The 16,875-nt window shown below is 68.6% G+C and carries 5 protein-coding genes; 1 reads left to right on the plus strand and 4 read right to left on the minus strand.

The window, feature by feature from the left end; all coding sequences use genetic code 11:
* Nucleotides 1-2: 2 nt before the first annotated feature.
* The gene (locus A5730_RS22710) at nucleotides 3-1,310 is read right to left on the minus strand and encodes a class I SAM-dependent methyltransferase (protein WP_197506322.1); all 1,308 of its coding nucleotides are present in this window, start codon (nucleotides 1,308-1,310) and stop codon (nucleotides 3-5) included.
* Nucleotides 1,307-2,698: an FAD-binding oxidoreductase gene (locus A5730_RS22715; RefSeq protein ID WP_067905530.1), complete on the minus strand. Its 1,392-nt coding sequence runs from the start codon at nucleotides 2,696-2,698 to the stop codon at nucleotides 1,307-1,309. The genes A5730_RS22710 and A5730_RS22715 overlap by 4 nt, the downstream gene beginning before the upstream one ends.
* A gap of 66 nt (nucleotides 2,699-2,764) precedes the next feature.
* On the opposite strand from A5730_RS22715, the gene A5730_RS22720 reads away from it, so the two are divergent.
* Complete coding sequence (locus A5730_RS22720) at nucleotides 2,765-3,202, plus strand: SRPBCC family protein (RefSeq protein WP_067905532.1); 438 nt, start codon at nucleotides 2,765-2,767, stop codon at nucleotides 3,200-3,202.
* Here the strand turns inward: A5730_RS22720 and A5730_RS22725 are convergent.
* A complete protein-coding gene (locus A5730_RS22725) occupies nucleotides 3,199-3,921 on the minus strand; it encodes a class I SAM-dependent methyltransferase (RefSeq protein WP_231994776.1) in 723 nt (240 codons plus the stop codon). The genes A5730_RS22720 and A5730_RS22725 overlap by 4 nt on opposite strands.
* Nucleotides 3,922-3,984: 63 nt before the next feature.
* Nucleotides 3,985-16,875: non-ribosomal peptide synthetase (locus A5730_RS22730; RefSeq protein ID WP_156745899.1), on the minus strand; the 12,891-nt coding region annotated here is incomplete at its 5' end.

The raw sequence follows: 16,875 nt of genomic DNA on the forward strand, positions 1-16,875 counted from the left end.
GGCTAGGGCGTCCACCACGGGCGCAGCGGCAGCTGATCGTCGCCCCTCGGGTCGACATTGGCCGCCAGCACGTGATGCAGCTGCAGGTTGTTCTGCTCGAACGCGACCCGCGAGGCCGCCATGTACAGGCCCCACACCTTGGCGGTGGCCAGCCCCACCTCGTCGACGGCGGCGTCCCAGTGCTCGACCAGGTTGCGGCACCAGTCCCGCAGCGTCATCGCGTAGTGATGCCGGAAGTTCTCCTCGTGCAGCACCTCGAAGCCGACGTCCTGGATCTCGGTGATGATGCGGCCCGAGCCGGTCAGCTCGCCGTCCGGGAAGACGTACCGGTCTGTGAAGCCGCCCGCGAAGGACGTCGACTTGTTGTCGTGGCGGGTGATGCAGTGGTTGAGCAGCAGGCCCCCGGTGCGCAGCTTCGACTTGAGGAACCCGAAGTAGGCCGGGTAGTTCTTGACCCCGATGTGTTCGGTCAATCCGATCGAGGACACGGCGTCGAAGCCGCCCTCGCCGATGTCGCGGTAGTCCGAATGCCGGACCTCGGCGAGTTCCGCGAGCCCGTCGTTCTCGATCGCCCGCTGCGCCCACTTCGCCTGCTCCGCCGACAGGGTGGCGCCGATCACCCGCACGCCGCGCCGCGCGGCGAAGCGCACCATGCCGCCCCAGCCGCAGCCGACGTCGAGCAACCGATCGCCGGCTTGCAGCCCGAGCTTTTCGAACACCAGCCGGTATTTGTTCTCCTGAGCCTGTTCCAGCGTCGCGTCGGCGTCGGGGTACACCGCGCACGTGTAGGTCATCGACGGGCCGAGCACCCATTCGTAGAACGTGTTCGAGACGTCGTAGTGGTGGTGGATGGCCTCGGCATCGCGCGTCTTGGTGTGCATCAGCCCGTCGGCGACCCGCCGCCACCGGGGCGGGGTCTCCTGGGGCGGCGGCGCGACCGGCACGAGCCGCTCCAGCCCCATCGAACGCACCACGTTGGCCAGCACCCGCGCCGGCGGCCGCTTGAACTGGACGCGGTCGGTCAGAGTCTTGAGCAGCTGATAGGGGTCACCGGGATGGACGCCGTACAGGTCCATGTCGCCCGCCACGTACGCGCGGGCGAGGCCGAGTTCGCCGGGGGCGGTGGCCAGGTAGGTCGCGCCGCGCGGGGTCCGTAGGCCCAGGCCCAGCTCGGCGTCCTTGCAACCCGCGGTGCTGCCGTCGTAGGCGGTGAACTTCAGCGGGTGGCGTCCGGTCGCGGCGAAGATTTCCAAAATCTCCGCCATGCTCAGTTTTCCGGTGGTGCGGTGGGTTTCTTTGGTCGTTGTCATCGCCGTTGTACCGCCTTTGCGTAGAGATCGAGGAGACGGGAATCGGGATCGTAGGTTTTCTTGACCGTGTTGTAGGCCTCGCCGCCGTACAACTCGTCGAACTCCTCGCGGGCATAGTACGAGTCGGAATACAGCGACTTGTGCCCGTCGAGCTCGCTCACCTTCGCTTCGATCATCCGGTTGGTGGCGCCCTCCGTGGCGCCCACCGGCACCGAAGACCAGAAGCCGACATTGACGTAGGTGTGGTCCGCCCGCATCGGGTACAGCGGCCAGCCCTCGTGGTCGCGCAGCCGTAGCGGGCACAGCCAGATCGGGGCGATCGGCACGTTGCCCAGGAACCATTCCAGGAACTCGCAGGTCCGTTCCACCGGCAGCTCGACGTCCTGGACCACCCGCTCCCGCGGGGGGCGGCCGTGGCGCTTCTCGATCCGGTCCGCGATTCCGAAGCGCTGGTCGATGGCGACGAGCTTCGAGTACACGCTGCTGCGCCGGTAGCGGCGCGGCCACCAGCGCCGCAGCCGGGGGTTCTGCACACCGAACGCGCGCGAGCACCAGAACCAGTCGGTGTCCCAGCGCCAGATGTAGTCGTGCATGGTCAGCCGGTCGTCCTTGGTGGCCTCCGGCCCCGCGGAGTCGTGCCGGATGGACTGGTAGTAGATGTTCTTGCCGGTGTAGTCGCTGACCGGTCCGGCCGTGGTGGTGCGCCGGCCCACGCACAGGTAGCTTTCGTCGGCGCTGAACACCACCCCGTCCAGGTAGTCGACGGGTGTGCCGCCCTGGCCGCCGGTGTCGATGATGCGTTCCATCGCCGCGATCAGCGCGGGCAACGACCGGAACCGGATGTGGCGCAACGCGACGAACGGCGCGATGGGCTCCAGCTCGATCCGCAGGCGGGTCGAATAGCCAAGCGTCCCATACGAATTGGGGAAAGCACGGAAGAGGTCGGGGTATTGGGTGCGTGAAGCGGTGAGCAAATCGCCGGCGCCGGTGAGGATGTCCATCTCCAGCACCGATTCGTGCGGCAGGCCATTGCGGAACGACGCCGACTCGATGCCCAGGCCGCTGACCGCACCGCCGAGGGTGATGGTCTTCAATTGCGGTACCACCAGTGGCGAAAGGCCGAACGGCAACGTCGCGGCGACCAGATCCTCATAGGTGCACATCCCGGCCACGTCGGCGGTGCGGGATTCCGGGTCGACGCCCAGGACGCCGGTCAGCCCCGACGTGTCCAGGCCGGGCGCGTCGCGTTTGGCGCGGGCGCGGAACAGGTTTGACGTAGGTTTGGCGAGCCGAACGGCGGACGTCGCGGGGATGGATCGATAACTCGCCATCAACCGGTCAACGCCCGACTTGTGCGCCGAGAGTGCAGATCCAGGGACAGGCACCACATATACCCTAGTCTTCGACCACAGCCCGTGCACCCGAGCGCGGGCGGCATAGCTTCAGGAGTTGTCTTGGGACAGGTGAGTGCTGCCAGCACGATTTTGGTGAACGTGGAGCCGGCCGCCACCCTCGCGGCGGTCGCGGACTATCAGACGGTGCGCCCGAAGATCCTGTCCCCCGAGTACAGCGACTACCAGGTGTTGCAGGGTGGCCAGGGGGCTGGCACGGTCGCCAAGTGGAAGTTGCAGGCCACCAAGTCGCGCGTCCGCGATGTGCAGGTCGACGTCGACGTCGCCGGCCACTCCGTCATCGAGAAGGACGCGAACTCGTCGATGATCATCAACTGGACGGTGGCGCCCGCCGGCCCCGGCTCCAGCGTCACGGTGAAGACCACTTGGACGGGCGCGGGCGGCGTCAAGGGTTTCTTCGAAAAGACCTTTGCGCCCTTGGGACTGAAGAGGATTCAGGGCGAGGTCTTGGCCAATTTGAAGCGGGAACTGGAAGGCTAGCCGCGATAGGCCACCGCGACCGTCGGGCCCAGCGCCCGGGTGCGGAACTCGACGGTGATACCCGGATCCGCATGATGGGCCAGGGCCGTCAGCGCCGACGGGCTGTACGCCCGTAACGAGCTGATGACCCCGTCGTGTGCCAGCGGGACCAGACGAGTGAACGGCAGCACCGCCGCCAACACCAGGACGTGCAGCGCGGCGGGCGGCCTGCGGAGGTCGATGATCAGCAGCTTCTTCGCCGCTCGGGTCCCCTCGGCGAACACCCGGGCGGCCGGCTCGGGGGGCAGGTGGTGCAGCGACAGCGCGAACAGGGCGAGGTCGTAGTGTCCATCGGGGGCGTCGATCGCCGTGGCGTCCATCTGCCGCACCGTGGCGCGAGCGTGGTTCCCCAGGTCGCTGTCGGCGAGCGCGGCGACGAACGTCGGATCGACGTCTGTGACGGTGACCTGCGCCGTCGCGTGGTTCGCGAGCAGCCTGCGCGACAGACCGCCGAACCCGGCCCCCAGTTCGAGGATCTTCGGCGACGGCACGTCGGCCACCTCGCCGAGGACCACCCGGGCCAGCGCCTCGTGCGCGCGGGACTGCCGCCGCTCGGCGCGGTCGAGCGCGGAGATCACCCTGCGCTTGAGGTCGTCGACGTCGTCGCGGTCCAGGTATTCCAGCCGGTCGGTTTGCAACCGCCGGTCCAACCAGGAAGCGTCCGGGCCGCCCCGGGGCATGTCCGCAAAGTCGGCCCGGTCCTCGGCGCGCGTTTTCTTCACCATGCCCACCTCACGTTTCTCCTACCGTTCCAAAGCGAATTTCAGGTGCTCGCCGTACATGTTGAGCGATGCGCTGGTCAACATGTCGTAATGCGAGCAGTCGATCGAGTACGCGGTGAAGGCCCCGGCGGTGTGGGATTTCCACTTCCGCAAGCGGGATCGGATCAGTAGCTGGGTGCCCATCCGATGCACTTGCGCCCTCAATCCGGGGCTGTCGCCATTCCCGTTCCCATTACGTGCCGCGGAGAACACCACCATGTCACCCTCGAAGACATCGGGAACGTGGTCGACCAGGTACGACTGGCTGGCGTTGGCGCTGTTGACCATGAACTCCAGCAACCGCGCGGGCGGCAGGGCGGGATCTCCCAGCTGTCGGCGGATCAGCTCTTCGGCCCGCCGGGCGGTGAGGGGCCCCGACCCCGCCGGGATGTCTATGCCGTTGTTCCGCAGGATGCGTTCCAGGACATGGCTTTCGACGGACGCCCGGATTCTGGTGGCGGCCAACCTCGGTACCCCCTTGGCCGCGGAGTACGGCGCGTCCAGCAGCACCAGGCTCTGGACGACGCACCCGCGGCGCTGCAGCTCGATCGCGAGCTCGTGCGCGACGACACCGCCGAACGACCAGCCGAGCAGCTTGTAGGGACCATCCGGGTAGGCGCTTTGCAGCCGGTCGGCATATCTTTCCGCCATGCCGCGAATCGATTCGGGTTGGCCTTCCCCGTTCTGTGGGACGTGGTTGATCCCGATGATCGGGCAGTCCAGATATTCGCCCAGCGCGCGATACGGCCAGCTGAGCCCGAAGCCGTCGTGAATGCACCAAACCGGTACGCCGCTGCCCTCTTTCAGGGTCTCGACGGGAACCAACTCTTCGTCGCGCTCGGTCTTGCCCAGCTGCCGGCTCAGGCCTCTGACGGTCGGCGCGTAGAACAAGGTCCGCACGGCGAGGCCGGCATCCAGGGTGCTGTTGACGGCGGCGACGGCACGCATCGCCGAGATGCTGTCCCCACCGAGGTCGAAGAACGAGTCGTCGACCCCGACGCGCTCGACACCAAGGACTTGGGCGTAGATGCCCGCCAGCGCCCGTTCGACCCGATTAGCCGGGGCGCGGTACCGATCGGCGTCGTCGTATCGCGGCGGCGGGAGGGCGCGGGCGTTGAGTTTGCCGTTGACGGTCAGTGGCAGCGCCTCCAGCGCCACCACCGAGGCCGGGACCATGTGGGCCGGTAGCCGGTCGGCCAGTGCCGCGCGCACGGCGGTTGGGTCGGCGGAGCCCGTGATGTAGCCGACGAGGCGTTTGTCCCCGGGCCGGTCCTCGCGGGCGATCACCGCCGCGTGCTCGACGCCGTCGAGTTCGATTAGGGCCGTTTGGATTTCGCCCAGTTCGATGCGGTAGCCGCGAATCTTCACCTGGTCGTCGGCCCGGCCGACGTACTCGAGTTGTCCGTCCGAGCGCCACCGGACCAGGTCGCCGGTGCGATACATCCGTGTTCCCGGTGGCCCGATCGGGCAGGCGACGAAGCGCGTAGCGGACAGTCCCGCCCGGCGCCAATAGCCAACTCCGACAGCGTGTCCGGCCACGTACAGTTCGCCGACCACGCCGGCCGACACCGGGCGCAGCCAGCCGTCCAGCACCAACAACGCCGCCCCGGGCACCGGCGCTCCGATGGGCACCACGTCCGACCCCGCCGCGAGGGGCGCGCTCAACGTCACCCACATCGTCGTTTCGGTGGGGCCGTATTCGTTGATCATCAGCCGCCCCGGGGCCCATCGGTCCACCACCTCGGGCGGGCACGCTTCGCCGCCGACCAACAGCGCCACGGACTCCAGCCCTTCGGGCGCGAGCGCGCTGACGGCGGTCGGGGTTTGACACAGCACCGTCACCTTCTCCGCAATAAGCAGGTCATGGAAGTCGTCCGGGGAGGCGGCAATCGGCTCGGGCACCACCACCAGTCGGCCGCCGTGCAGCAGGGCACCGAAGATCTCCCAGCCCGAGATGTCGAAGCTGTAGGAGTGCCATTGGGTCCAAACCTGCTGTGGCGACGCAAGATCCCGATCGAGCGACGCGATCAGCTGGGTCACGTTGTGGTGGGTGATCGATACGCCCTTGGGGACGCCGGTGGTTCCGGAGGTGTAGATGATGTAGGCGAGGTCGTCGGGGTCCGGCAGTGGCAAGGCCGTCGCCGGGTAGGCGCCGAGCCGGGGGTCGTCGGCATCGATGATCGGCAGGGCGCCGAGGTCCAACCGGCCGGCCGATTCCCCGGTGACGACGGCGGCGATCGGCGCGGCGTCGGTCATCATGAATTCGATCCGGTCCCACGGCAAAGCCGGGTCGATCGGCAGGTAGGCGGCCCCGCATTTCAGTATCGCCAGGATCGCCACGATCGCCTCGGCCGTCCGGGTGGACAGCAGCGCCGCGCATCGTCCCGGACCCGCCCCCTGCTCGGTTAGCAAGTGCGCCAACCGGTTCGCCGCCGCGTCGAGCTCCGAGTAGGTCATCGAGCGGCCATCGCAAGTGAGCGCCGCCACGTCGGGAGTCCGCGCGACTTGGGCGGCGAAGAGCGCCGGAATCGACACGGGCGTCACCGGCCGGTCCAACGCTGCCCGGTTGCCCCACGCGTCGAGCCGGGCGTGTTCGGGCTCGTCGAGCAAGTCGACGGCCGACAAGCGGGCGGAGGGATCGGCGGTCATGGCCTCGAGCACTCGCCGCAATCGTGTGATGAGTGTGTCGATGGTGTCGGTGTCGAAGGTGTTGCTGTCGTATTCCAGGCGCACGCCCAGCTGCTCGCCCGTCCGGGCTTCCAGAGTCAGCGGGTAGTGGGTGGACTCGTGGGTGGTCATGTCGGTGACGGTGAATTCCTGCGCGCCCGCCATCGCGGTGGTGTCGACCGGATAGTTCTCGTAGACGAACAGCGTGTCGAACAACTGGTCGTGACCGGTGAGGTGGTGGATGGCCGTCAGCGCCAGGTGCTGGTGGTCCAGCGTCTGGTTGTGGGCGTGCTGGAGTTGGTTGAGCAACGCGGTAGTCGTGGTGTCGGCGGCGATCGTGGCCCGCACCGGCACGGTGTTGATCAACAGCCCCACAATCGATTCCGCTCCGGGAAGCTCGGTCGGGCGTCCGGACACGGCGGCGCCGAAGGCGACGTCGCGCTGGCCGGTCAGCCACATCAGCAGCTGCGCCCAGCCGGCCTGCAACACGGTGTTGATGGTGGTGTGGTGCGAGCGGGCCAGTTCGGTCAGGGCGCGCGTCGTCTGCTCCGAGAACCGGTACGTGGCCTCGCCCCGCCGCCCGGGTCCCGCCCGGTTGAAAGAGCTTACGAGGGTGGGGGAATCGAATCCCGCCAGCACCTCGCTCCAGGCGGCGTGGGCGGCCTGCACATCGCGCTCGGCCAGCCAGGTGACGAATCGACGATACGACGTCGCCGCGGGCAGCCGCTGCCCGTAGTACGCGGCGAACATCTCTTGCAGCAAGATCGACGTCGACCAACCGTCGAGCACGATGTGGTGGTTGGTGACGACGATCCGGTGCCGGTCTCCTCCGGTGCGGATCAGCGCCACCCGGAACGCCGGCGGATTCGACAGGTCGCAGACCGCGACGCGCTCGGCCGCGCACAGCCGCTTTATCTGCGCGTCGGCGTCGCCATCGCCCAGTTCGATGTACTGCCATGCCGCCGCGGGATGCGCCGGGATGAGCTGCACCGGTTCATCCTGGGTGCAGAACCGGGCCGCCAGGTTCGGGTGGCGATCGAGCACCGTTTGCACCGCCGCTCGCATCCGGTCGGGCTCGAGCGGGCCGGCCACGGTGAAATCGAGCTGCACGGAATACATTTCGGACAGCCCGTCCAAACCTTGGGTGGCGCTGGCATGGAACAGCAGGCCCTGCTGCAGCGGCGTCAGGGGCAGGATGTCGGCGATCGGGTAGCGCTGCTGCAGGCTGTCGATCTGCTGTTGGGTGAGTCGTGCGGGCGCGATGTCGGAGGGGGTCAGCCCGCCGCCTCCCCGTGCGACGTGGGCGCAGATCCCGGCGAGGGCCTCGAACCACAACCGGTTGAGCCGGTCGACGCGGGCGTGATCGAGCGCCGAGGGCGCCCAGGTCCAGGTGGCGTTCAGCTGCGCACCCGCATCGGTGTCGACGGCGACGGCGCTGAGCTCGAGGGTGTGCATCAACGGCATGGTCACCGCGGTCGCGGCCTCGACGAACGCCGAGCCGTCCTCGCTGATCAGCCACAGATCGTTGATAGCCCCGGCTTCGGTGCCCCGTGCGCCGAGGCGGCCCAGGTAGTTGAACCCGATGGTGGGGTCGGGGCCGGCCAGATCGATGTCGGCGCTGAGGTAGCGCAGCAGTCCGTAGGTCACGGGATCGGGAAGCGCGCGGAGTTGTTCCTTGGCGCGCTTGATGATCGGGCCGAGCGCGTCGCCACCGGTGACGACTTGCGCCCAGGGCAGTGCGCCGGCGGTCACCGCGACGGGGTATTTGGTGGTGAACCAGCCCACGGTGCGGGACAGGTCCACATCGGCGGCCAATTCTTCTTGGCGCCCGTGACCTTCGACGTCGATGCCGATCGCCGCGTCACCGGTGCCCAGGAATTCGGCGCACGCCAAGGCGAACGCGATCAGCAAGATGTCCTGGATCCCCACGTGGAAGGCCGCGGGCGCTTCGCTCATCAGCGCGCGGGCGATCTCGCCGTCGACCGAGACCGACAGGTGCCCGGCGCTGGCGTAGGTATCGACCGCGCCCTGGATGGGCGGCAGCGCCGGCTGAGTCGCCGCGATTTCCTTCCAGGTGTCGGCGTGCGCCAATACCGCTGGCGCACACGCGTGTTCAGCGAGCAAGGCGGCCCAGCGCCGGAAGGACGTGCCCGCCGCGGGAAGCGTTATGGGCTGCCCGGTGTGGTGTTGGGCCCAGGCGATATTGAGGTCTTCGAGCAGGATCCGCCACGACACCGCGTCGACGGCCAGGTGGTGAACGATCAGCGCCAGCTGTCCGGTGGTGGTGGCCCAGACGGCGGTGAGCATGACGCCGGCTGCCGGATCGAGCAGCGACCGCGCGGAGACGATCGCGCCCTCGCTGAGCGTGTCGGCGGCATGCACGCGGGAGGCGGCGTGCACCGACTCCGGTTCGGGCACAGCCAGTTTCCAGCCGTCGGGGGCGTCGACGACCCGCAGCCGCAGCATGGGGTGCCGATCCAGCAGGGCCTGCAGCACGGCGACGACATCGGCCTGGCCGACGCCCGCCGGCGCCTGCACGACCATGGTCTGATTGAACTGGTCGACCGGGCCGTCGACGCCCTGCAACCACCGGATGATCGGCGTCGCGACCACGTCGCCGGTTCCCTCGTCGATCGGTGCGGTCGTATCGGTCACGCTGACCACCCTGGCCAGGCCGGCCACGGTCTGTTCGACGAAGATGTCACGGGGCCGGCAGCTGAGCCCGGCCGCGCGGGCGCGCGCCACCACTTGCATGGACAAGATGCTGTCGCCGCCGAGGTCGAAGAATGATTCGTCCACCCCGACCCGTTCGAGCCCGAGCACCTGGGCGTAGATGCCGGACAGGATTTCTTCGGTCGGGGTTTGGGGCGCACGGAACGGTGTGTCGGCAAACACCGGTGTCGGCAGCCCCTTTCGGTCGATCTTGCCGGACGACGTGATGGGGAACTCGTTGAGGACCACGATCTGGGTCGGCAGCATGTAGTCGGGCAACCGGGCACTCAGCCGCCGGCGCACCGCGCTGATACGGGTGTTGTTGCGGGGGTCGTTCGAGTGACTGCCGCCTTCGGCGCTCGGCAGGTAGGCGTCGGTGAGGGCCGGAATGTGCTCGGCCCCTTCGCTATCCGGTGCGATGAAGACTGCGTCGAGCGTGCCAGGTTGGGCGCCCCAGCTGAAGGCGGCGCGGTAGCCGATGCTCTCGGCGGCGCGGTGCAGCTGTTCGGGCGTCACGGCGTCCGACGGCTCGGCGGCGGAGGCCCGGGCGACCGCGTCGACAAGCGGAAGCCCTTCTGCGAGGGCCTGTTCGATATGGACGTCGGCGATCAATCCGGCGCGGGGGATGCCGGAAATGCGGATCGCGGCGGGACGTTGGGCGGCCAGCCGTTCGTGCAATCCGCCCGGGCCCCCGCATTCGGCCCACGCCCACGAAGGCGTGGCGGCGAGGCTGCGCACCGGTGTGGGTGCCTTGCGGACGACGACGTCGTAGCGGTAGCGGTTCAGTTCGTTGTCGGCCGCTCCGCGCTTGACTTGGATGTCGAGCCCTGACACCGACGGGTGGTCGGCGAATCGGGTCGTGAAGAACTCGGGGGCGAGCAGGAGCTCGGCTTCCCCGACCACGGCGCGCTGGACGCGTTGACGAAGCTCGGCCGTCTCGGGGGTGTCGCTGCGGGCGAGTGCGACCGCGGTCTGGAACGCGCTCTGCAGCGTGTGGTTGCGCACGTCGCCGATGAACAGCGTGCCGCCGGGGCACAGTAACTCCAACACGTTGTCGACGAGGTCGGCCAGATATTCCGCGTTCGGAAAGTACTGAACGACGGAGTTGAGGATGACGGTGTCGAAGAATCCCAGCGGCAAACCCTCGGTCACGTGAGCCGGTTGCGTCAGCAGTTGGACGCGATCACGCCAGGGGAGCTCCAGCTGCTCCATCGAACGGGCGAGGTAATCGATTGCGGCCGCGGACATGTCGGTGGCGACGTACCGCTCACACTCCGGCGCGACCTGGGACAGGATCAGGCCGAGGCCGACGCCGATCTCCAACACCCGCCGCGGCCGCAGGGCCATGATCCGGTCCACGGTGGCAGAACGCCACTCCTCCATCTCCGTGAGCGGGATCGGATCGCCGGTGTAGCTGCTGTTCCAGCCGCGGAAGTCGGCGCCGAGCCCCGTCGCGCCGGCGTCCGTGCCGTAGAGGTCGTCGTAAACGTGTTGCCACTGGGCGACGATTTCGTCGTCGCCGGCGTCGTCGTCGGGGTAGGCGGTGGTGGTGTGCTCGAAGGTCACATAGGCGACCAGGTGGGCGCCGGTGCCATTGTTGTGCACCGTGGCCGCGGCCATGGTGACGTGTGGGCAGGCCAACAGGCTGTTCTCGATTTCGCCCAATTCGATGCGCTGTCCGCGCAGCTTGATCTGGCTGTCGGCGCGTCCGAGGTAGTCGAGGGTCCCGGCGGAGGTCCAGCGGACCAGGTCGCCCGTGCGGTACAGACGCGCCCCGGCATCGCCAAAGGGGTTGGCTACGAACCGTTCCGCGGTCAACTCCGGCCGACCGACGTAACCGTGTGCCAGGGCGGGGCCACCCAGATACAGTTCGCCCACCACGCCGATGGGGGCGGGGTTGAGCCGGGCATCCAGCACCAGAGCGTGCACGCCCGGGATGGGCGTTCCGATGCCGACGGGCTGCCCCGCCGACAGGGCCGCGCTGCAGGTGGACCAGATGGTGGCCTCGGTAGGGCCGTAGGCGTTGAACAGCTGCCTGGCCGCCGCCCAGGCGGCCGCCAGTTCGGCCGGGCACGCTTCCCCGGTGGTGATGAGTGTGCCGACCGCGTCCAGCCGGGCGGGATCGAGCGACGACAGCACCGACGGGGTCAGTACCGAAGCGTTGACGCGTTGGTCGCGCAGCAACGCGGTCAGCGCCTCTCCCGCGGCGGCTTCCGGCGGTGCCACGACGAGCGCCGCGCGCGAGCCGGCGGCCAGTAACAGTTCGCCGATCGACACGTCGAAGGTCGGTGCGGCGAGCATCAGCAACCGCGTGTCCGCGCTCAGGCCGAGTGCCTCGCCCAGCGCGGCGATTTGCAGCAGGCCGGCGTGGCTGACCGCGACTCCCTTTGGCGCGCCGGTGGATCCGGACGTGAAGACCACGTGGGCGGTGGTGTCCGCCGTAAGGGGGGCCAGCCGGTCGGCGTCGGTGATTGGGTCCGCGGCGCGTCCAGTTAGGTCCACACCGTCGAGGCGGAGTACGGGGCGCGTCCCCGCACCGGCAACGGTGTCTTCACCGCGGGTCAACACGCAGGCCGCGGCCACGGTGTCCAGCACCATCGCGATGCGCTCGACCGGATGCGAGGGGTCGATCGGGACATAGGTGCCACCGGCTTTCACGACGGCCCACCAGGCGACTACCAACTCGACGGATCGATCCATCGCGACGGCCACCGCGCGCTCCGGGCCCACGCCCTCGTCAATCAGGATGCGCGCCAACCGCGTCGACGACTCGTCGAGCTCGCGATACGACGTCGCGCGGCCGTCGTCGACCACCGCCACCGCGTCCGGGTCGGCCGCGACCGCCGAGGCCAACAACTGCGGCGCGAGACCCGCCCGGGCGTTCGCTGCGGCGCCGGCCCATGTCGACTGCACGAGTTCGCGCTCCGCGCAATCCATTAACGGGATCTCGCCCACCACCACCGACGGATCCGCGACGACCGCGTCCAGTATGCGCCCGAAGCGCTCGACCAACCGCACGATCGTGGACCGGTCGAACAGATCCGTCGCATACGTCACCGACCCGGCGGCCCTCGGTGCGCCCGGCTCGTCGCTGGGCACCTCCACCAGTTCGAAATCCAAGTCGAATCGGGCGGCGCGGGTGGGCACCGCCCACTGCTCGACGGCGACACCGTCGATCGCGAATGATTCTGGGCGTACGTTGTTCTGCAAGACCATCAGCACCTGGAACAGCGGGTGGTGCGCGGCGGACCGCACGGGGTTGAGCTGCTCGACCAGGCGCTCGAACGGCACGTCCTGGTTGCCGTAGGCGTCCAGCGCCTTGTGCCGCACCCGTGCGAGTACATCGGAGAACCGGCGCGCGGGGTCGAGGTCCACCCGCAGCACCCAGGTGTTGACGAAGAACCCGACCAGGTCGTTGAGCGCCCGATCCGATCGCCCGGCGATCGGCGTGCCCATCACCACGTCGTCGCCAACTCCGGAGCGGTGCAACAACACCGCCATGACCGCCTGCAACACCATCGAGGCCGTCGCGTTGTGCGTCGCGGCCAGCCGCTTGACCCCCGCCCAGGCCTGGGGCTCGATCAGCAGGTCCACCTCGTCGCCGCGGTAGCTGGGCGCGGGGGGCCGGACACGGTCCGTCGGCAGCGACGTTATCTCGGGCAGATCCGCGAGTTCCTCTTGCCAGTAACGCAATTGCCGAGAAATGACGCTGTCCGGGTCGGACTCCGCCCCCAACAGTTCCTGGTGCCAAAGCGTGTAGTCGACGTATTGCACCGGCAGCTCGGTCCAGCTCGGGGCGTGCCCGGCGCATCGGCTCGCGTACGCGACGCCGATGTCGGTGAACATGGGGGCCAGCGACCACCCGTCAAAGGCGATGTGGTGCAACACGATCGCGAGCACGTGGTCGTCGGGAGCCGCCGCGTAGATCTGCGCGCGAATCGGGATCTCCGCGGCCAGGTTGAATGGGTGACCCGCCAACGTGATCAACTCACCGGCGACGGCCTGCTGATCGGGCACCGCCACCACGGTGGCGTCGCCGCGCCGCCACATCCCCGGCCGAGCCGGCAAGACCTCTTGGAACGGCACACCGTCGACGTCGGGAAACACGGTGCGCAGCGACTCATGCCGGGCCACAAGGTCATCGAGGGCGGCGGCGAGTGCCTCGAGGTCCAGCTCCCCGGTGATGCGGAACGCCGTCGGCATGTTGTAGGTCGCAACCCCGCCTTCGAACTGGTTGACGAACCACAGTCGGTTCTGGGCGAACGACAGCGGGATCTTCGCGGGGCGCTCCGCGGGTAAAAGCGGCTTGCGTCGGCTCTCCCCTGTGGCCAGGCGGGGCGCCAGCTCGGAAACCGTTGGGGCGTCGAACAACGTCCGCACCGAAACGTCGGCGTTCAGGTCGGCGTTGATGGCGGCGATGAGGCGCATGGCCGACAGTGAATCGCCGCCGAGGTCGAAGAAGGAGTCGTCGATGCCGACGCGGTCGAGGCCGAGGGTCTGGGCGTAAATGCCGGCCAGGATTTCTTCGATGGCGGTGGTGGGGGCGCGGTAGTGGTCAGCATCGGTGTAGTCGGGTGGGGGTAGGGCGCGGGTGTCGAGTTTGCCGTTCAGCGTGGTGGGCAGGGTGTCGAGGGTGACGATGGCGGTGGGCACCATGTAGGGCGGGAGCCGGTCGGCCAGGGCGGCGCGGGCGTGGGTGGGGGTGGTGCTGCCCACCAGGTAGCCGGTGAGGCGTTTGTCGCCGGGGCGGTCTTCGCGCACGATGACCGCGGCCTGCGCCACCCCGTCGAGACTGGCGAGGGCGGCCTGGATTTCGCCGAGTTCGATGCGATACCCGCGGATCTTGACCTGTTGATCGGCGCGGCCCAGATAGTCGAGTTGGCCGTCGGGGCGCCAGCGCACCAGATCCCCGCTGCGATACATCCGGGTTCCCGGTCCCCCGAACGGGCAGGCGATAAAGCGGTGGGCAGTCAGCGAGGCCCGACGCCAATAGCCCAGGCCGACCCCGCGCCCGGCGACATAGAGTTCACCGACCACCCCGGGCGGGACCGGCCGCAACCACGCGTCCAGCACGAACAGCGCCGCCCCGGGCACCGGTGCCCCGATCGGCACGCTCGTGACACCCGGGGTCAGGGGGGTGCTGATGGTGGCATAGACGGTGGTTTCGGTGGGGCCGTAGCCGTTGAGCATCACCCGCCCCGGCGCCCACCGCTCGATCACCTCGGGTGGGCAGGCCTCCCCGGCCGCCATCAGGGTCATCGGTGGCAGGTCGTGTGGGGACAGGGCGGCCAGCGCCGAAGGCGTCTGGCTGAACACGCTGATGTGTTCGGTGCGCAGCAGGGTGTGTAGCTCCTCGGGGGAGCGGGTGATGTCCTCGGGCACCACCACCAGCCGGCCCCCGTGCAGCAGGGCGCCCCAGATCTCCCACACCGAGAAGTCGAAGGCATAGGAGTGGCATTGGGTCCACACCTGTGCACCGTGCAGGTCGATGCCCACATTCAGGGTGTCGAACAGGCGGGTGATGTTGTGGTGGGTGACCGCCACCCCCTTGGGCACCCCGGTGGTGCCCGAGGTGTAAATGATGTGCGCCACATTGTCGGCCGACGGGATCGGCAGGGCGGTGTCGGGCCGGGTGTCGATGGCGGGGTCGGCGATGTCCACGACGGTGAAGTCGCGCCCGCCCAGCCGTGGGCGCAACTCGCTGGTGGTCAGCACCGCGATCGGTGCGGCGTCGCCCAGCACGAACCCGATCCGTTCGTCGGGCAGGGCGGGGTCGATGGGCAGGTAGGCCGCCCCGGTCTTGAGTACCGCCAGGATCGCGATGATCGCCTCGGCCGACCGCGGCGCCAGCAGCGCCACACACTGCCCCGGGCCGGCGCCGTGATCGATCAGGAAGTGCGCCAACCGGTTTGACGCCTCATCGAGGTGCCGGTAGGTCCACGACCGGCCCGCGCAGCGCAGTGCCACCGCCGCCGGGACCCGCGCCACCTGCGCGGCGAACAACCCCGCAACCGAGTGCTCCACCACCGACCGGCCCAACAGCGCCCGATGACCCCACACCTCGACCCGGTCCCGCTCACCCTCATCGAGCACATCAATCGCCGACAACCGTGTGCCCGGATCGGCCGTCATCGCCACCAACACCCGCCGCAACCGCTCCACCAACTTGCTCACGGTGCCCGGATCGAACACAGCGGTGTCGTACTCGACACGCAGACCGAGTTCGGGGCCGGGGGTGGCTTGCATGGTCAGTGGGTAGTGGTTGGATTCGCGGCTGGTGAACTCGTCCATGACCAGCTCACCGTCGGCAGCCGACGTCGCGGCGTCTATCGGGTAGTTCTCGTAGACGAATAGGGTGTCGAACAGTTGGTCGTGGCCGGTGGCGCGGTGAATCTCGTTGAGCGCCAGGTGTTGGTGGTCGAGGGTGTGGTTGTGGGCGTTGTGCAGTTGTTCGAGCAGGTCGGCGGTGGTGGTGGCCGGGGTGATGGTGGCCCGCACCGGCACGGTGTTGATCATCAGGCCGACGATCGTTTCGGCGCCGGCCACCTCCGTGGGCCGTCCCGACACCGCGGTGCCGAACACGACGTCGCGCTGACCGGTCATGCCCATCAGCAGCTGCGCCCAGGCGGCCTGCAGCACGGTGTTGACCGTGGTGTGATTCGCACGCGCCAGTTCGCTTACGGATTGCGTGATTTCGGCGGATAGCCGATTCGATGAGACGGCCCGCGGCCCCAGAGCCAACCGGTTCGACGGGCCGACCAGGGTCGGGACGTCGAAGCCGGCGAGTGCCTGGCACCAGGCGGCGCGGGCGGCGTCGAGGTCCCGCTGGGCCAGCCAGGTGACGAACCGGCGGTATGGCGTCGGGGCGGGCAGTGGCCGGCCCTGGTAGGCGGCGAAGATCTCTTGCAGCAGAATCGGCAGTGACCAGCCGTCGAGCACGATGTGGTGGTTGGTCACCACGATTCGGTGCCGGTCCTCGGCGGTGCGGATCAACGCCACCCGGAAGACCGGCTCCTCGGTGAGGCTGCAAACCGCGGCACGTTCGGCGGCGCACAGATCCGCGATCCGGTCCTCGGTTTCGGTGTCAAATTCGACGTATTGCCAAGGTGTTTCGGGGCTGGCGGCGATGACTTGTACGGGCTGGTCGAATCGTTGGCAGAACCGGGCCACCAGGTTGGGGTGGCGCTTGACGACGGTTTGGACGGCATCCCGCAGCCGGCGAGGGGCCAGCGGACCCGTCACGGCGATCTGCAGCTGTAGGGCGTAGACGTCGTTGTCGTCGTGCGTGGTGACGCTGTGGAAGAGCAGCCCTTGCTGCATCGGGGTGAGCGGCAGGATGTCGGCGATCTCGTATTGCTGTTGTAGTTGGTCGATTTGGTCCTGGGTGAGTTGGGCGGGGGTGATGTCGGAGGGGGTCAGGCCGCCGCCACCGTGTCGGACGTGGTTCGAGATTGCGGTCAGGGCGTCGAACCAGAGTTGGCTGAGCCGGCCGAT

The organism is Mycobacterium sp. ACS4054 (assembly GCF_001667275.1).
Taxonomy (GTDB): domain Bacteria; phylum Actinomycetota; class Actinomycetes; order Mycobacteriales; family Mycobacteriaceae; genus Mycobacterium.